We start from the raw sequence: 16,942 nt of genomic DNA on the forward strand, positions 1-16,942 counted from the left end.
TAAAAGTAGCAATGGATAAATTTTCATTTTTAAACGCAGCACATACAGCATTTTTTGCTGATTTATACGAACAATATCAACAAAGTCCTGATTCTGTAGAACCAAGTTGGAGAGCCTTTTTTCAAGGTTATGATTTTGGTAGTGAGAATTACGGATTAGATGGCGAAATAATTGAGGGGGTTTCCACCCAAATTCCAGAACATGTTCAAAAAGAATTTCAAGTTGTAAAACTTATTGATGGTTATAGAATGCGAGGCCATTTGTTCACTAAAACAAATCCAGTTCGAGATCGTAGATCTTATTCACCTACTTTAGAAATCGAAAATTTCGGTCTTAACGCAAACGATTTAGATACTGTTTTTAATGCAGGAGAAATTTTAGGTATAGGTGTAAAATCACTTCGTGAAATTATTGTTCATCTAGAAAAAATATATTGTGACTCTATAGGAATAGAGTACATGTATTTAAGAAATCCAGAGGTTATTGCATGGTGGCAAGACCAATTAAACAAAAATGATAATCAGCCAAATTTTTCTGCTGATACTAAAAAATATATTTTATCTAAATTAAACCAAGCAGTAACTTTTGAAAACTTTTTACAAACTAAATATGTAGGGCAAAAACGTTTTTCTTTAGAAGGAGGAGAATCTTTAATACCTGCAATTAGTAATGTGCTTTTTTATGCCGTTGAAAAACATGGTGTTAAAGAATGTGTATTGGGTATGGCTCACCGTGGGCGTTTAAGTACCCTTGTTAATATTTTTAGAAAACCAGTTAATGAGTTATTTAGCGAGTTTGATGGTAAAGATTTTGAAGACGAAAATATTGATGGCGATGTAAAATACCATCTAGGTTTAACACTTGATAAAACGTACCAAAACGGTAAAAATATTAAGATGAATTTGGTGCCAAATCCATCTCATCTAGAAACCGTTGCGCCCGTAGCCGAAGGTATTACTCGTGCAAAAATAGATAGTGATTATGCAGGTGATGATTCTAAAATATTACCAATAATTGTTCATGGTGATGCAGCTATTGCTGGTCAAGGTATTGCTTATGAAGTAGCCCAAATGAGCCAGTTGGCAGGATATAAAACAGGAGGAACGGTTCATATAGTTGTTAATAACCAAATTGGATTTACAACGAACTATCTAGATGCAAGGTCTAGTACTTACTGTACCGATGTTGCTAAAGTTACTTTATCGCCAGTTATGCATGTAAATGCAGATGATGCCGAAGCTGTTGTACATGCTGTAGAAATGGCAATGGAATATAGAATGCGTTATAAAAAGGATGTATATATCGATTTATTGGGTTATAGAAAATATGGCCATAATGAAGGTGATGAGCCTAGATTTACACAGCCTAAATTATATAAAGAAATTGCAAAACATCCCAACCCATTTAAAATATATGCCGATAAATTAATAGCAGAAAAAACTATTGATCAAGCATATGTTGATAAAATTATTTCTGATTTTAAAGACACTTTAGAAAGTGAATACACTAAATCTAAGGAAGCAAAATCGTCTAAAGTTCGAGAATTTATGCAAGAGCGCTGGACCGATTTTAAACGTCAAGGGGTAGATTCAATGCTAATTTCAGAAAATACATCTTATCCTAAAGAGAAATTAGAAGATATTTCTAAAATAGTTTCAACTGTTCCAGAAGGTGTTAAATTTTTACGAAAAGCAGAACGTATTCTAGGTGGTCGTGAAAAAATGGTTTTTGAAACCGATACATTAGATTGGGGTATGGCAGAAACATTGGCATACGGAAGTTTAATGGAAGAAGGATTTAATGTGCGTATTTCAGGACAAGATGTAGAACGCGGAACGTTTAGTCACCGTCATGCTATTCTTAGAGACGAAATTTCAGAAGAACGTATTAATCTTTTAAATACAAACCCACAAAATAAAGGTAAAATGGATATTTATAATTCATTTTTATCAGAATATGGCGTACTTGGGTTTGATTATGGTTATGCAATGGCAAATCCAAATACTTTAACCATATGGGAAGCTCAATTTGGAGATTTTAGTAACGGTGCACAAATTATTTTTGATCAATATTTATCGGCTGCCGAAGATAAATGGAAAGCTCAAAACGGCATAGTGGTTTTATTACCTCATGGTTATGAAGGGCAAGGATCAGAACATTCGTCTGCTAGAATAGAACGCTATTTACAATTATGTGGCGATGATAACATGATAGTTGCCGATTGTACAACACCAGCAAATATGTTTCATTTGTTACGTCGTCAAATGAAACGTAATTATAGAAAGCCACTAATTGTATTTACACCTAAAAGTTTATTACGTCATCCTAAAGCGGTTTCTTCAATAAAAGAGTTAGCCTCAGGCAAATTTGAAGAAGTTATAGATGATACTATAAGTCCTAATAATGTAAAAAAATTAGTTTTTTGTACGGGTAAATTTTATTACGATTTATTAGCTGAAAGAGAAGAACTAGGCAGAGATGATGTTGCTTTAGTAAGAATAGAACAACTTTTTCCACTTCATTATAAAAAAATTCAAAAAGTAATTGAAAGATATCCAAATGTTGAAAATTACGTTTGGGCACAAGAAGAGCCAAAGAATATGGGAGCATGGAGCCATATGTTACAACGTTTTGATTTAGTAAAGCTAGAAGTGTGTTCAAGACCATATAATTCGGTCCCTGCTCCGGGTTCAAGTACAAGAGATAAAAGAAGACAAAAGCGTGTTATTTACGCTGTTTTTAATATACAAGAGTAAAATAGAATTAAAGATACATTAAAATTATAAAGATGATTTTAGAAATGAAAGTGCCTTCTCCAGGCGAATCTATTACAGAAGTTGAAATAGCAACTTGGTTAGTTGAAGATGGTGATTATGTTGAAAAAGACCAAGCTATTGCTGAGGTAGATAGTGATAAAGCAACTTTAGAATTGCCTGCTGAAGCCAGCGGAACAATAACCCTTAAAGCTGAAGAGGGTGACGCAGTTGAAGTTGGAGCTGTTGTTTGTTTAATTGATACAAGCGCAGAAAAGCCAAAAGGTGGTGAAGCACCAAAAACGGAAGCTAAAGTAGAAGCACCAAAAGCTGAAACACCAAAAGCACCAGCTAGCGAAACTAAAACTTATGCTACAGGTAGCGCAAGCCCTGCTGCAAAAAAGATTTTAGCAGAAAAAGGTATGGATGCTAGTTCTATTTCTGGAACTGGAAAAGATGGCAGAGTTACTAAAGATGATGCTGTAAAAGCTGTACCATCTATGGGAACGCCAACAGGAGGAACTAGAGGCACTTCAAGAAGTAAAATGTCAATGCTAAGACGTAAAGTTGCAGAGCGTCTAGTAGAAGCTAAAAATACAACGGCTATGTTAACCACTTTTAATGAGGTTGATATGTCGCCAATTTTTGCGTTACGCTCAGAATATAAAGAAACATTTAAAGCAAAACATGGTGTAAGCTTAGGGTTTATGAGTTTCTTTACTTTAGCAATTGTTAGAGCATTAAAAATGTATCCGGCAGTTAATTCTATGATTGATGGTAAAGAAATGCTTTCTTATGATTTTTGTGATATTAGTATTGCAGTATCAGGACCAAAAGGACTTATGGTACCAGTAATAAGAAATGCCGAAAATTTAAGTTTTAGAGGTGTTGAGTCTGAGGTTAAGCGTTTAGCTCTTCGAGCTAGAGATGGTCAAATTACTGTTGATGAAATGACAGGTGGTACATTTACAATAACCAATGGAGGTGTTTTTGGTAGTATGTTATCTACACCAATAATTAATCCACCTCAAAGTGCCATTTTAGGTATGCATAATATTGTTGAGCGCCCAGTTGCAATAGATGGTAAAGTTGAAATTAGACCTATTATGTATGTAGCATTATCTTATGACCATAGAATTATTGATGGAAAAGAAAGTGTAGGCTTTTTAGTAGCAGTAAAAGAAGCTCTTGAAAACCCAGTAGAAATATTAATGAATAATGATGTTAAAAAATCGTTAGAGCTTTAAAATAATAGATTATATATTAAAAAAAAGGGTGTTATATCATTATATAACACCCTTTTTAAGTTTATAGGTTTGGGAAGACTAATTAAATAATACACATAACAATATTTATAGAAATAACAATAACAACTAAAACAACTAGTCCAATAATAAAATATTTATTTAGATTGTTTTTATCTTTTTCCATCTGCGCTCTAAGCATTTTTTGTTTGGTTTAAATTTTATTTTAAAACTCTGCACCATTAAAAGTGCAGAGTATCTAAAAAATTCTCTCTCAAAAGAATTAATTAATAGCAATGTAAATTTAAGGCACATACTAATAATAAAAAATACGCACTTATACGTATTTTAGTGTAGGATAAAGTGTATAAAAAGCGAAAGCTCTAAATCATTACAATTTAGAGCTTTCTATAATTCTCCCTAAGAACTAATTAATAGCACTGTAAAGATAGGTTGTTTATTCGATATAAAAAATACGCACTTCTACGTATTTTATACTCAAACTAAGAAATTCTTATTTAATGTTGCCCAAATGGAAAGCGATGTTGGTTTATTATCCAAACCTAATTTGTGTACAATATTACTCCTATGTTTGTCAACAGTTCTAATAGAAATTGACAATTCATCTGCAATATCTTGACTTGTGTTGTTTTCTGAAATTAGTCTTACAATTTTTAATTCAGATTTTGTAAGTAACTCAAGCGCTTCTGGTTTTTTATCTATAGTGCTAGCTTTTAAGTAATGTGCTATTTCTTTACTAAAATAAGGTTTACCATTAATTACTTCACTAATGCAATTCTCAATCTCTTCAACAGCAAATTCTTTTAATATATAACCAAAAACACCATATTTTAATGCTTGATCGTAAACATCTTCTTCTTTGTCAAAGGTTATAAGAATGACTTTAGTATTTAAATTGTTTTTTTGGCAAGCTTCAGCAATTTCTAAGCCTGTTTTGTAAGGCATTCTAATGTCAAGTATTGCAATTTCTGGTTTAAGTTTAACTATAAGGTTATATGCCGTTTTACCATCTTCGGCACTACCCATAATATTATAACCTTTGGAGGTTAAAAAATCTGTTAAACCACGCAACATTAAAGGGTGATCATCAGCTATGACAATAGATGTATTCATTTAATACTTAGAGAGAGAATTTGTTAGCTACTAATTTATAACTTTAAATATAGATATTTCTTTTCATAATCTATTACTGCTTTTCCTTTTTTTAAAATATCGGCCCCAATTATGCCATCAACAGGTTTAGAGTTATGATTAATAAGAGCTGTATTTACATGTGTTAGATTAAATAAAACCAATACTATTTTTTTATTAGTCCACTTTCCTATTTTAATTTTATTTTTTGTTGATGTTTTAGTATCCATATCAATAGCACCAGCGCCCGCAGCTTTTATTAAAGAATCTTTAGCTTTTAGTTTGAATGTTTCAATAGCTTCAAAACCTACACAGGAATTAGATGCTCCAGTATCTAAAATAAACAATCCCTTTGTTCCATTTATTGTCGCTTTTATTTCAAAATGATTCGTTTTTGTAAGGTGTAATTTTATTTTAGTGTACTCTTTTTGCTCTAGAAATTGTTGAAGCGTTTGCATGAATATTTTTTTAACAAATATAATCATGTAAAAACGATTATTTTTACAGAAAAGTATAACTTAAATTTTCATCTTTTGATAATAACAGATACACATACTCATTTATATAGTGAAGCTTTTGACGATGATAGAGATCTAGTAATTAATAGAGCAATTGAGGAAGGAGTAACAAGATTTTTTATTCCAGCAATTGATTCGACTTATACCAAATCAATGCTTAAGCTAGAAAAAGAATATCCAAATAATATTTTTTTAATGATGGGTTTACATCCCACTCATGTTAAAGATAATTATGAGGAAGAATTAAAACATGTCGAGGAAATGGTGTCTAAAAGACCTTTTTATGCTATTGGTGAAATAGGGATTGATTTATATTGGGATAAATCGACATTGAATATTCAAAAAAAAGCATTTAAGCGTCAAATTCAATTAGCTAAACAATATAAATTACCAATAGTTATTCACTGTAGAGAAGCATTCGATGAAATATTTGAAGTTTTAGAAAGCGAAAAGGGAGATGATTTGTATGGGATTTTTCATTGCTTTACAGGAACTTTAGATCAAGCACATCTGGCAATTTCATATAATATGAAATTAGGTATTGGAGGTGTAGCAACTTTTAAAAATGGAAAAATTGATAGATTTTTAAAACAGATAGACCTAAATCATATCGTTTTAGAAACGGATTCACCATATTTAGCACCAGTTCCATTTAGAGGTAAACGAAATGAAAGCAGTTATATAATAAATGTCTTAAAAAAGCTTTCTGAGATATATGGTGTTTCACAAGAGCATATTGCAAAAATAACAACCGAAAATTCTAAGGCTATTTTTAAAATTTAAAAGATGACTAAATCTAAAATAAAAATACTTCTTATTTACACAGGCGGAACCATAGGAATGGTTAAAGATTTTAAAACGGGTTCTTTAAAAACTTTTAATTTTAAAAATCTTCTTGATAAAATTCCAGAATTGCAATTGTTAGATTGCAATATTGAAACTGTTTCATTTAAAACGCCTATAGATTCTAGTAATATGCATCCTAAGTATTGGATTCAAATAGCTGAATTTATTGAAACTAATTATGACGATTTTGATGGTTTTGTTGTGCTTCATGGAAGTGATACTATGAGTTATTCTGCATCAGCTTTAAGTTTTATGTTAGAAAACTTAGCTAAACCAGTAGTGTTTACAGGGTCTCAATTGCCAATTGGAGATTTGCGTACAGATGCTAAAGAGAATTTAATTACATCTATTCAAGTAGCCTCAATGCAAAATAAAGGAAAGGCTATAGTCAAGGAGGTATGCTTATATTTCGAATATAAATTATATAGAGGAAATAGAACAACTAAGCTTAATGCTGAACATTTTCAGGCTTTTGCTTCTTTTAATTATCCTGATTTAGCTGAATCCGGAGTGCATTTAAAAATCAATTCTGAATATTTATTCAAACCTAACCTTAGAAAAAAACTAAAGGTTAACAAAATATTAGATGAAAACATTGCAATTATTAAAGTGTTTCCGGGTATAACAAAAACAATTTTAGAAAGTGTATTAAATGCTTCAAATTTAAAAGCTGTAATTATAGAAACTTATGGTGCTGGAAATTGTACTACAGAAAAGTGGTTTATTAACCTTCTAAAACAAGTTATTTCAAAAGGAATTTATATTGTGAATGTTACACAATGCCTAGGTGGAAGCGTAATGATGGGTCATTATGAAACAAGTAATGAGTTAAAAAAAATAGGAGTCATTTCAGGAAAAGACATGACAACCGAAGCTGCTGTGGCAAAATTGATGTATTTATTAGGTCAGAATATTTCGTCTAAGGTATTCAAAACCAATTATGAAGCCTCTTTAAGAGGAGAAATGAGTTAAAAAATAACATTAAAAGTTTTAGTCTTCAAAGTTTTTTTTGTTATTTGAACCCCGTAATTAATGTAATAAAATAAAGAGAGGTGGCCGAGTGGTCGAAGGCGCACGCCTGGAAAGTGTGTATACCTCAAAAGGGTATCGAGGGTTCGAATCCCTTCCTCTCTGCTGATTTTTTTTATTTTTAATTGCTTTTTTTTTATATCTTTAACCCTTTAACTAATAAAATTAAGATCGAGAACATGAAAAGATTATTTTCAATCCTTGCCATAACAGTAATGGTGGCATTCGGAACTGCTAATGCAACTACAATTGCAAACACTAGTACAGCTGTAACAACAGTTACAACAATGACACAAGATGACGCAGCACCTGCTGAAGAACTTGGATTTCATCAAGAATTAAAAAAGCGTTTTATTGAAGGAGGCCCAGGCTTTATGGGTATTGTATTGTTATGTTTAATTCTAGGTTTAGCAATTGCTATAGAAAGAATTATCTTTTTAAACTTATCTACAACAAATACAAAAAAATTAACACAAGAAGTAGAAGATGCTTTATCTTCTGGTGGTGTTGAAGCTGCAAAAGAAGTTTGTAGAAACACAAAAGGACCAATCGCATCTATTTACTACCAAGGTTTAGATAGAACTGATGAAGGTCTAGAAGCTGCTGAAAAAGCTGTTGTAGCTTACGGTGGTGTTCAAATGGGACAATTAGAGAAAAATGTTTCTTGGATATCTTTATTTATCGCACTTGCACCAATGCTTGGTTTCATGGGTACGGTAATTGGTATGATTCAAGCATTTGATAAAATTGAAGCTGCTGGAGATATGCAACCATCACTTGTAGCAGGTGGTATTAAAGTAGCACTTTTAACTACAGTATTTGGTTTAGTAGTAGCTATTATACTTCAAATTTTTTACAATTATATTATTGCTAAAATTGATAGTATCGTTAACAACATGGAAGATGCTTCTATAACGTTAATGGATCTATTGATTAGAAACAAAAAGTAATAATATAAAAACAAAAAATTATGAATTCACAAAAAATATTATCAATCATAATGGGGATTGTCGGAGTACTTTCGGCTGTATTTCTGTTCATGATTATAAGTGCCGGAGATGATGCCATTAAGGCAGGAGAGTCTGGAGGCACCGTAGACACTTTTATGTATATTGCTTACATAGTTTTATTTTTAACACTTGCTATCGTTTTATTATTCGTTTTAAAAGGACTTTTTACTGGTGATATTAAAAAAACTTTAATGACCGTTGGTTTATTTGTAGCAATAATTGCAATCTCTTATGCGTTATCATCAGGTACAGATTTAGATTTAAAGCCTTTTACAGATAAAGGTTTAGATATTACTGAAGCTAAATCTAAAAATGTTGGAGCTGGTTTATATGCGTTTTATATACTTGCAGCTTTAGCAATTGGATCTATGTTGTACGGAGGAGCTAAAAAAATATTTAACAGATAAAATTATGTCAAAAAGAGCAGCACCAGAAGTAAATGCAGGCTCAATGGCCGACATTGCTTTCTTATTATTAATTTTCTTTTTAGTAACAACAACAATTGAGACTGATTCGGGAATTAATAGAAAACTTCCGCCAATGGAAGAGTCTGATGAGGATGTTATTATCAAACAAAAAAATATTTTTACCGTATTGTTAAATGGTAAAGATCAATTACTTGTTGAAGATGAGATCATGGAACTTAAAAATCTGCGTAAAGCAGCTAGAGAGTTTTTAGATAACGGAGGAGATAAGTCTTGTGATTACTGTAGAGGTAAGAAAGACCCAACATCATCTGATAATCCAGATAAAGCGATTATTTCGCTTAAGAACGAACGTGAAACATCTTATAAAACTTATATAGCTGTACAGAATGAATTAGTTGCAGCATATAATGAATTAAGAGATGCTAGAGCCCAATCTCTATACGGTAAATCATTTACCGAGATGGAAGCTAATTACAAAGATGTAAATTGGCCAGGGAATAAAGAAAAGCTTAAAGAGAAGATTGATCAGATTAAAACTGATTACCCTCAAAAGCTATCAGAAGTACAATAGAGTAAAATTTAACATTTATATAAATATGTCTAAATTTAAAAAGAAAAAAGACGGAGGAATACCTGCGGTTAACACAGCAGCTTTACCTGATATTGTGTTTATGTTATTATTCTTCTTTATGGTAGCCACAGTAATGAGGCAAAATACTTTAATGATTGATAATAATTTGCCTTTCGCAGATCAAGTAGAGAAGCTTGATAAAAAGGATTTGGTAATGTATATATATGCAGGAAAACCAAGTTCAAACTACAAGCAATATGGTACTGAAGCAAAAATTCAATTAAATGATAAATTTGCAGACGTTAATGAAATTGCTTCTTTTATTGCTGCAGAGCGTGCTTCAAAACGTGAAGAATTAATTCCATTTTTAACTACAGCCTTGAAGGTTGATAGTGATGCTAATATGGGATTAATAGGTGATATTAAGCAAGAACTACGTAAAGTTAACGCACTTAAAATAAACTATACTACTAAAAAAGGTAGTGTGTTTGGAAGAAATTAACTTATACATTCTTAATTTTATAAAAAAGACGTTTTGAATTTTCAAAACGTCTTTTTTATTTTAATACTTTTACATTTAACTATATTAAATCAAAAATTTGATGAAATATATATTTGCTACTTTATATTTTTTAACTCACATTACTATTTGTTTTGCTCAAGAAAGCAAAATCAAAGAAGTTGATTCACTATATAAAGAAGATCAATTTTATGCTAGTGTTACTTATAATCTATTAGGAAATAAACCTAGTGCTCTTAATCAAAGCGGATTTTCATTAGGATTCCATCTAGGAATGATGAAAGATATACCTATTAATAAAAGTAGAGATATAGCAATTGGTATTGGGTTAGGTTATTCTGCTAATTCTTTTAATCAAGATTTTTTAATAAATAAAAGCAGTGATAATAATTTTAATTATAGTATCATAGAAGATAGTGGTACATACACAAAAAACAAATTTTCAATTCATTTAATAGAAATTCCAATAGAGTTTAGATGGCGAACATCTACACCAACAGATTACAATTTTTGGCGTATTTATACAGGTTTTAAGTTTGGTTATGTACTAACTAATTCTTCAAAGTACATAGGAGATTTAGGAGACTTAAAATATACTAATATTAAAGATTTTAATAAATTTCAATATGGATTGACCTTATCTGCAGGTTACAATACTTGGAATATTTTTTTATATTATAGTTTAAACCCAATTTTTTCTCAAGATGTTAAAATAAATGATGAAAATATTGATATGAATGCTATAAAAATTGGACTTATATTCTACATTCTATAACCAATAAGTAACCAATATTAGCTGAGGAATAAAACCTACAAATACCCCTATTATTAATTCGATATAAGTATGCGCTTTTAAGTGAAGTCTTGAAGTAGCAATGGCACCCATTATAATTGATAATAATGCTAAGGTTCCATTTATATTAATACTAAAATGAATACTAAGCGCAATAAAAAACATAAATACTCCAGATATAGCAATCATATGAATACTTGCTTTAAAATTCATTATAGCAAGTAATAAACAAGCCATTGTAGATATCAGTATACCAACAAAGAAAAAATAAAGTTCGACAGATTGAGAAGGTGTCAATATTCGTTGTAAAACAATTAAAGTAACTACACCATTAAGTATTAATGGATAAATTCGTTCTTTACAGCTTTCAAGATTAATAGTATTAACCAATCCTATAGTTTTTAACAATAAATAAAGTAATACAGGTAAAATAATAGTTAAAATAAATAGCGAAATGATTTTTGCTTGAATAATTTCGTTAGGTATAAAACGAGGAGATTTTGAAAAGTAAAAAATAACACCTAGTAAAGGCATTAATAGAGGATGAAAAATATATGAGATACTCTTTAATAGCCTATCCATTATATTTTTTTACGTAATCGTGCAACAGGAATGTCTAGTTGCTCTCTATATTTCGCAACAGTACGCCTTGCTATAGGATATCCTTTTTCTTTTAGAATTGTAGCTAAGTTTTCGTCAGTTAAAGGCTTTTTCTTGTTTTCTTCTTCTATAACAGTTTCTAGTATTTTTTTAATTTCTCTAGTTGAAACGTCTTCTCCTTGATCATTTTTCATAGATTCAGAAAAGAATTCTTTAATCAATTTAGTACCATAAGGAGTATCAACATATTTACTATTTGCAACTCTAGATACAGTTGAAACATCCATTTTTATCTCATCTGCTATATCTTTAAGAATCATTGGTTTTAAATTACGCTCATCACCAGTAAGAAAGTATTCTTTTTGGTAATGCATAATAGCACTCATTGTTATAAATAAAGTTTGCTGACGTTGTTTTATAGCTTCTATAAACCATTTTGCAGCATCAAGCTTTTGTTTTATAAAAATTATAGCATCTTTTTGTGATTTTGATTTATCCTTTGAGTCTTTATAGCCTTTAAGCATGTTATTGTACTCTCTTGAAACATGAAGATCAGGAGCATTTCTGCCATTAAGTGTTAACTCTAATTCACCATCAACAATTTTTATTGCAAAGTCTGGAACAATATGTTCTACTATTCTATTATTTCCAGCATAAGAGCCTCCAGGTTTAGGATTTAAGTGTTCGATTTCAGATATGGCATCTTTTAGCTGAATTTCTGTAATATCAAATTTACTAAGTAACTTTTTGTAATGCTTTTTAGTAAATTGATCAAAGGCATTGTCAATAATATCGATTGCTAATTCCGTATCAACCGTTTTTTCTTTTCTGTGTAATTGAATACTTAAACATTCTTGAAGGTTTCTAGCTCCAACACCTGCTGGGTCTAATTGATGTACTATTTTTAAAACCTTAGCGATTTGCTCTTCTGTGGTATATACACTTTGTGTAAATGCTAGGTCGTCCATAATATCGCTTAAATCACGTCTTATATAGCCGCTTTCATCAACGCTTCCAACTAGAAACTCGGCAATATCTCTTTCTTCATCAGAAAGTCTGTAAGTGTTTAATTGATTTACTAAATGCTGTGTAAAAGAAGTACCGGCTGCATAAGGCATTGTTTTTTCCTCATCATCACTACTATAATTGTTAACTTGGGTTCTATAATCTGGAATTTCGTCGTCACTTAAATATTCATCAACATTAATATCCTCTGCGTTTATAGTTTCGTTATCATCGTAATCATCTGTTGTATTATCAAAATCAGAATCTAAGTCATCTTTACTATCTTCTTTTCCTCCTTCTAGTGCAGGATTTTCTTCTAATTCTTGCTTTAAACGTTGCTCAAAAGCCTGTGTAGGCAACTGTATCAATTTCATTAATTGAATTTGCTGCGGAGACAGTTTTTGAGATAATTTAAATTGTAAATATTGTTTAAGCATATTTTGATTTAAGGTTGTTACTCAAAGATATAAAAAGGGATTTGTTTACCAAAGTTATACCAAGATTCACTTTTTTAAGTGAAATTTTCTAAAATTCTGCATTTTGAGGTGTTCGAGGAAAAGGTATTACATCCCTTATATTACTCATACCTGTGGCAAACATGACTAAACGTTCAAAACCTAAACCAAAACCAGAATGAACAGCTGTACCAAATTTGCGTAAATCAAGATACCACCATAATTCTTCTTCTGGGATATTTATGGCAGCCATTCGTTCTCTTAAAACGTTTAAACGTTCTTCACGTTGTGCTCCTCCAACTATTTCTCCAATACCAGGAAAAAGAATATCCATAGCACGAACCGTTTTCCCATCTTCATTTAAGCGCATATAAAAGGCTTTAATGTTTGCTGGGTAATCAAATAATATTACAGGACATTTAAAATGTTTTTCAACTAGAAAACGTTCATGTTCACTTTGTAAATCTGTTCCCCATTCATTAATTAAATATTTGAATTTTTTCTTCTTATTTGGTTTTGAGTTTCTTAAAATATCAATAGCTTCATTATAACTAACACGTTTAAAGTTGTTGTCTGTAACAAATTTTAACTTTTCAATTAAAGTCATGTCACTACGTTCTGCTTGAGGTTTTGTTTTTTCTTCATCTTGAAGCCTTTTGTCAAGAAATTCTAAATCTTCAATATTGTGATCAAGCACATGTTTTAAAACCGATTTCATAAAGTCTTCAGCTAAATCCATGTTTCCTGCAAGATCCATAAACGCAACTTCTGGCTCAATCATCCAAAATTCTGCTAAATGACGAGAGGTATTGGAGTTTTCAGCTCTAAAAGTAGGTCCAAAAGTATAAACTTTCCCTAAAGACATGGCATAGGTTTCTGCTTCTAATTGTCCTGAAACGGTTAAGTTTGTTTCTTTTCCGAAGAAGTCTTTAGAATAATCAATTTCACCTTCATCATTTAGAGGTGGGTTTTTCGCATCAAGACTAGTTACCTTGAACATTTCACCGGCACCCTCGGCATCACTTCCAGTTATAATAGGTGCATGCATATAATAAAAACCATTATCATTAAAGTATTTATGAATAGCAAATGATAATGCCGAACGTAAACGCATTACAGCACTAAATGTATTTGTTCTGGTTCGTAAATGTGCATTTTCACGTAAAAACTCAAAAGAGTGTTTTTTTGGTTGAATAGGATAAGTTTCAGGATCTGAGTCTCCTAAAATATTTAATTCGGTTACTTTTATTTCTACTTTTTGGCCTTTACCTTGGCTTTCAACTAACTCTCCTTTTACATGTATAGCTGCTCCAGTTGTAACCCTTTTTAAAAGCGTTTCGTCAAAGTTTTCAAAATCAACTACACATTGAATATTATTTAAAGTTGATCCATCATTTAAAGCGATAAATCGATTTGCCCTAAAAGTTCTTACCCAACCTTTAATTTCAACTTCTGTTATAATGATATCTTGCGATAACAATTCTGAAACGGTTCTTGATTGCATATATATAAAATTTATAATGTAAATATAAAATTTTCAAATATTAAACCCAGTAGCAAAAGAGACTAAATTCTAAAATATTTTAATTCTAAAATTAGACTTCAGGTTCGTCCTCTTCAGGAATAATATTAATTGAAGGTTTTCTTAAAACTTGTTTGTTTGCTATATTTCGTTCAAGAGAAAGTAATAATGATGGTAATAGTAGTAAGTTAGATAACATAGCAAATAATAATGTGGCTGATACTAAGGCACCTAAAGCAACTGTGCCACCAAAACTAGATATTGTAAATACAGAAAAACCAAAAAACAAAACGATTGAAGTGTAAAACATACTTACGCCAGTTTCGCGTAATGCACCATAAACCGATACTTTAATTTTCCAGTTATTAGCTTGTAACTCTTGTCTGTATTTTGCTAAGAAATGTATCGTATCATCAACAGAAATACCAAAGGCAATACTAAATACCAAGATAGTTGAAGGCTTAATAGGTACTCCCAAATATCCCATTAACCCTGCTGTAACTAAAAGCGGTAGTAAGTTTGGGATAAGTGATACTATAATCATTCTTCCAGATCGGAACATATACGCCATAAATATTGCAATTAATAGTATGGCCAAGGTTAATGATATCACTAAATTTTTAACTAAATATTTTGTTCCTTTTTGGAATAATAATGCTTTCCCTGTTAAGATAACGTCATATCGTTCTTTAGGAAATACTTTATCTATTTTAGTTTGAAGGTTTTCTTCAATACGCTCCATTTTGTCTGTACCAATATCTTTCATAAAAGTGGTAATACGAGCATATTGACCGGTACTATCTACAAAGTTTTTAAGTAAATCGACATTAGAAGATGAGTTTTTAGCATATGATAAAATAAAACTATTTTCTTGAGAAGTTGGGAGCTGATAATATTTAGTATTACCATTATAATAGGCTTGTTTAGAGTATTTAACTAATCCAACTACAGAAACCGGTTTTGATAGTTCTGGAGTTTCAATAATTAAATCTTCAAGTGCATCCATGCGTTTAAGGGTAGATAGTTTCATCACACCTTTTTTACGCTTTGTATCAATCATTATTTCTAATGGCATAATACCATTAAATTCGTCTTCAAAAAACCGAATATCATTAACAAAATCAGATTCTTGAGGCATATCTTCAATTAAACTACCCGATATTTTTATTTGATAAATACCAATAATACTTACCACTAGTAAAACTACAGAGGTAATGTAAATTGCAATACGTTTTTTCTTTACCATTAACTCCATCCAATTAACAAAACCACCAATCCAGCGTTTGTTAAGATGCTCTAAGTGGCGATCTTTTGGGAATGGCATAAAGCTATATATAATAGGAATTATGAGTAAACAAAGAATAAAAATAGCTAAGATGCTTAATGATGCTACAACACCAAATTCTTTTAAAAGTTTACTTTCTGTTAAGATAAAAGTAGCAAAACCAGAAGCCGTTGTAACATTAGTCATTAATGTGGCATTTCCAATTTTTGTAATGACACGTTGTAAAGATTTTACTTTGTTACCATGTAACTTGACTTCATGTTGGTATTTATTAATTAAGAATATACAGTTTGGAATACCTATTACAATAATTAATGGTGGAATTAATGCTGTTAAAACTGTTATTTCATAATTCAACAATCCAATAATTCCTAAAGTCCACATGACACCAATACAAACCACAATCATTGATATAAAAGTGGCTCTAAATGATCTAAAAAAGAAAAAGAAAATAATTGATGTAACTAACAATGCCGCTAAAATGAAAGTGCTTATTTCATCAACTATATTTTGAGAATTTAGTGTTCTAATATAGGGCATTCCGGATATTCTAACATCTAAATTATTTTCAGCTTCAAATTTGTTTATTTGAGGTAGTAAAACATTAACAACAAAATCTTTTCTTGCCGATGTATTTACTATAGCTTTGTTAATATAAATTGCTGTTCTTATTGTTTTTGTTTCTTTATTGAATAAGAAATTATCGTAAAACGGATACTTTTCAAAAAGTTCGTTCTGTAAGGTTTCAATTTGAGCTATAGACACAATAGAATCTTTAATAAAAGGTTCTAATTTGAATTTTTCGTTTTCGGTATCTTTTATTAGTTTTTGAAGATCTTTAATTGAAATTACCGTTTCAACAGCTTCGCTTTTTTTGAAATTCTCCGAAAGTCTATTCCAAGCATTTAATTTTTCAACACTAAATAGTGTTGTGTCTTTCACACCAAGAACAATAAGGTTTCCTTCTTCTCCAAAGGTGTTTAAGAAATTATTATAAGTAATATTTACCTCATGGTCATCTGGTAATAAATTAGCTTCAGTATAAGTAAATCGCATGTTTTCCCATTTCTGAGCAAAAAGAAATGTAGCAATTACTATACCTATAAGAATTGCGATTTTATTTCGTAAAATCAATCTTGCGGTTACGTCCCAGAAATCTTTTGTAAAAAGTTTAAGCATGCATTATTTAAAAGATGGGCAAAGGTAGAAAA

Annotated in this window: 15 protein-coding genes and 1 tRNA gene; 10 read left to right on the forward strand and 6 right to left on the reverse strand. The window is 30.7% G+C overall.

Annotated features, from left to right (window positions below; translation table 11 throughout):
* The first annotated feature begins 11 nt into the window (after nucleotides 1-11).
* Both Q0842_RS01435 and odhB read left to right on the forward strand, forming a co-directional pair.
* On the forward strand, nucleotides 12-2,756 hold the full coding sequence (locus Q0842_RS01435) for a 2-oxoglutarate dehydrogenase E1 component (protein WP_298493399.1): 2,745 nt from the start codon (nucleotides 12-14) through the stop codon (nucleotides 2,754-2,756).
* A 32-nt stretch (nucleotides 2,757-2,788) separates the two neighbouring features.
* On the forward strand, nucleotides 2,789-4,000 hold the full coding sequence (gene odhB, locus Q0842_RS01440; protein WP_298493402.1) for a 2-oxoglutarate dehydrogenase complex dihydrolipoyllysine-residue succinyltransferase: 1,212 nt from the start codon (nucleotides 2,789-2,791) through the stop codon (nucleotides 3,998-4,000).
* Between the two features lie 495 nt (nucleotides 4,001-4,495).
* Here the strand turns inward: odhB and Q0842_RS01445 are convergent, their stop codons facing one another.
* Both Q0842_RS01445 and Q0842_RS01450 read right to left on the reverse strand, forming a co-directional pair.
* Nucleotides 4,496-5,131, reverse strand: coding sequence for a response regulator transcription factor (locus Q0842_RS01445; protein WP_298493406.1), 636 nt, complete (start codon nucleotides 5,129-5,131; stop codon nucleotides 4,496-4,498).
* A gap of 35 nt (nucleotides 5,132-5,166) precedes the next feature.
* On the reverse strand, nucleotides 5,167-5,607 hold the full coding sequence (locus Q0842_RS01450; protein ID WP_298493409.1) for a TIGR02281 family clan AA aspartic protease: 441 nt from the start codon (nucleotides 5,605-5,607) through the stop codon (nucleotides 5,167-5,169).
* A gap of 75 nt (nucleotides 5,608-5,682) precedes the next feature.
* Here Q0842_RS01450 and Q0842_RS01455 point away from each other — a divergent pair, with 75 nt between their 5' ends.
* The 8 genes from Q0842_RS01455 to Q0842_RS01490 all read left to right on the forward strand — a co-directional run bounded on the left by Q0842_RS01455 (nucleotide 5,683) and on the right by Q0842_RS01490 (nucleotide 10,846).
* Nucleotides 5,683-6,450 (forward strand): TatD family hydrolase, encoded by a 768-nt coding sequence (locus Q0842_RS01455; RefSeq protein WP_298493412.1) that lies wholly within the window; start codon nucleotides 5,683-5,685, stop codon nucleotides 6,448-6,450.
* 3 nt (nucleotides 6,451-6,453) lie between these two features.
* On the forward strand, nucleotides 6,454-7,485 hold the full coding sequence (locus Q0842_RS01460) for an asparaginase (protein ID WP_298493415.1): 1,032 nt from the start codon (nucleotides 6,454-6,456) through the stop codon (nucleotides 7,483-7,485).
* Between the two features lie 74 nt (nucleotides 7,486-7,559).
* A tRNA-Ser gene (locus Q0842_RS01465) sits at nucleotides 7,560-7,647 on the forward strand.
* Nucleotides 7,648-7,721: 74 nt separating this feature from the next.
* Nucleotides 7,722-8,492, forward strand: a complete 771-nt coding sequence (locus Q0842_RS01470) for a MotA/TolQ/ExbB proton channel family protein (protein WP_298493418.1) — start codon at nucleotides 7,722-7,724, stop codon at nucleotides 8,490-8,492.
* 20 nt (nucleotides 8,493-8,512) lie between these two features.
* On the forward strand, nucleotides 8,513-8,959 hold the full coding sequence (locus Q0842_RS01475; RefSeq protein WP_298493421.1) for a hypothetical protein: 447 nt from the start codon (nucleotides 8,513-8,515) through the stop codon (nucleotides 8,957-8,959).
* Nucleotides 8,960-8,963: 4 nt separating this feature from the next.
* On the forward strand, nucleotides 8,964-9,551 hold the full coding sequence (locus tag Q0842_RS01480) for a biopolymer transporter ExbD (RefSeq protein ID WP_298493424.1): 588 nt from the start codon (nucleotides 8,964-8,966) through the stop codon (nucleotides 9,549-9,551).
* Nucleotides 9,552-9,576: 25 nt separating this feature from the next.
* Nucleotides 9,577-10,053, forward strand: coding sequence for a biopolymer transporter ExbD (locus tag Q0842_RS01485; RefSeq protein ID WP_298493427.1), 477 nt, complete (start codon nucleotides 9,577-9,579; stop codon nucleotides 10,051-10,053).
* 100 nt (nucleotides 10,054-10,153) lie between these two features.
* On the forward strand, nucleotides 10,154-10,846 hold the full coding sequence (locus tag Q0842_RS01490) for a porin family protein (protein WP_298493430.1): 693 nt from the start codon (nucleotides 10,154-10,156) through the stop codon (nucleotides 10,844-10,846).
* On the opposite strand, the gene Q0842_RS01495 is transcribed toward Q0842_RS01490, so the two are convergent.
* The 4 genes from Q0842_RS01495 to Q0842_RS01510 form a co-directional block, all read right to left on the reverse strand.
* On the reverse strand, nucleotides 10,841-11,446 hold the full coding sequence (locus Q0842_RS01495) for a hypothetical protein (RefSeq protein WP_298493433.1): 606 nt from the start codon (nucleotides 11,444-11,446) through the stop codon (nucleotides 10,841-10,843). The two genes, Q0842_RS01490 and Q0842_RS01495, sit on opposite strands and share 6 nt — an antisense overlap.
* The gene (gene rpoN / locus Q0842_RS01500; protein ID WP_298493436.1) at nucleotides 11,446-12,906 is read right to left on the reverse strand and encodes an RNA polymerase factor sigma-54; all 1,461 of its coding nucleotides are present in this window, start codon (nucleotides 12,904-12,906) and stop codon (nucleotides 11,446-11,448) included. Before rpoN ends, Q0842_RS01495 begins: the two co-directional genes overlap by 1 nt.
* 88 nt (nucleotides 12,907-12,994) lie before the next feature.
* Entirely contained in the window at nucleotides 12,995-14,428 is a 1,434-nt protein-coding gene (gene asnS / locus Q0842_RS01505; RefSeq protein WP_298493438.1) for an asparagine--tRNA ligase, read from the reverse strand.
* Between the two features lie 91 nt (nucleotides 14,429-14,519).
* On the reverse strand, nucleotides 14,520-16,910 hold the full coding sequence (locus tag Q0842_RS01510; protein ID WP_298493441.1) for an efflux RND transporter permease subunit: 2,391 nt from the start codon (nucleotides 16,908-16,910) through the stop codon (nucleotides 14,520-14,522).
* Nucleotides 16,911-16,942 lie beyond the last annotated feature (32 nt).

This window comes from uncultured Algibacter sp., assembly GCF_947495675.1.
Classification (GTDB): domain Bacteria; phylum Bacteroidota; class Bacteroidia; order Flavobacteriales; family Flavobacteriaceae; genus Algibacter_B.

What these genes read in the sequence shown, in the direction of transcription:
- odhB (WP_298493402.1), top strand. Translation starts at nt 2,789, where the DNA reads ATGATTTTAGAAATGAAAGTGCCTTCTCCAGGCGAATCTATTACAGAA.
- Q0842_RS01460 (WP_298493415.1), top strand. Translation starts at nt 6,454, where the DNA reads ATGACTAAATCTAAAATAAAAATACTTCTTATTTACACAGGCGGAACC.
- Q0842_RS01495 (WP_298493433.1), bottom strand. Translation starts at nt 11,446, where the DNA reads ATGGATAGGCTATTAAAGAGTATCTCATATATTTTTCATCCTCTATTA.
- Q0842_RS01470 (WP_298493418.1), top strand. Translation starts at nt 7,722, where the DNA reads ATGAAAAGATTATTTTCAATCCTTGCCATAACAGTAATGGTGGCATTC.
- Q0842_RS01450 (WP_298493409.1), bottom strand. Translation starts at nt 5,607, where the DNA reads ATGCAAACGCTTCAACAATTTCTAGAGCAAAAAGAGTACACTAAAATA.
- Q0842_RS01445 (WP_298493406.1), bottom strand. Translation starts at nt 5,131, where the DNA reads ATGAATACATCTATTGTCATAGCTGATGATCACCCTTTAATGTTGCGT.
- Q0842_RS01475 (WP_298493421.1), top strand. Translation starts at nt 8,513, where the DNA reads ATGAATTCACAAAAAATATTATCAATCATAATGGGGATTGTCGGAGTA.
- Q0842_RS01485 (WP_298493427.1), top strand. Translation starts at nt 9,577, where the DNA reads ATGTCTAAATTTAAAAAGAAAAAAGACGGAGGAATACCTGCGGTTAAC.
- Q0842_RS01480 (WP_298493424.1), top strand. Translation starts at nt 8,964, where the DNA reads ATGTCAAAAAGAGCAGCACCAGAAGTAAATGCAGGCTCAATGGCCGAC.
- Q0842_RS01510 (WP_298493441.1), bottom strand. Translation starts at nt 16,910, where the DNA reads ATGCTTAAACTTTTTACAAAAGATTTCTGGGACGTAACCGCAAGATTG.
- Q0842_RS01435 (WP_298493399.1), top strand. Translation starts at nt 12, where the DNA reads ATGGATAAATTTTCATTTTTAAACGCAGCACATACAGCATTTTTTGCT.
- rpoN (WP_298493436.1), bottom strand. Translation starts at nt 12,906, where the DNA reads ATGCTTAAACAATATTTACAATTTAAATTATCTCAAAAACTGTCTCCG.
- asnS (WP_298493438.1), bottom strand. Translation starts at nt 14,428, where the DNA reads ATGCAATCAAGAACCGTTTCAGAATTGTTATCGCAAGATATCATTATA.
- Q0842_RS01490 (WP_298493430.1), top strand. Translation starts at nt 10,154, where the DNA reads ATGAAATATATATTTGCTACTTTATATTTTTTAACTCACATTACTATT.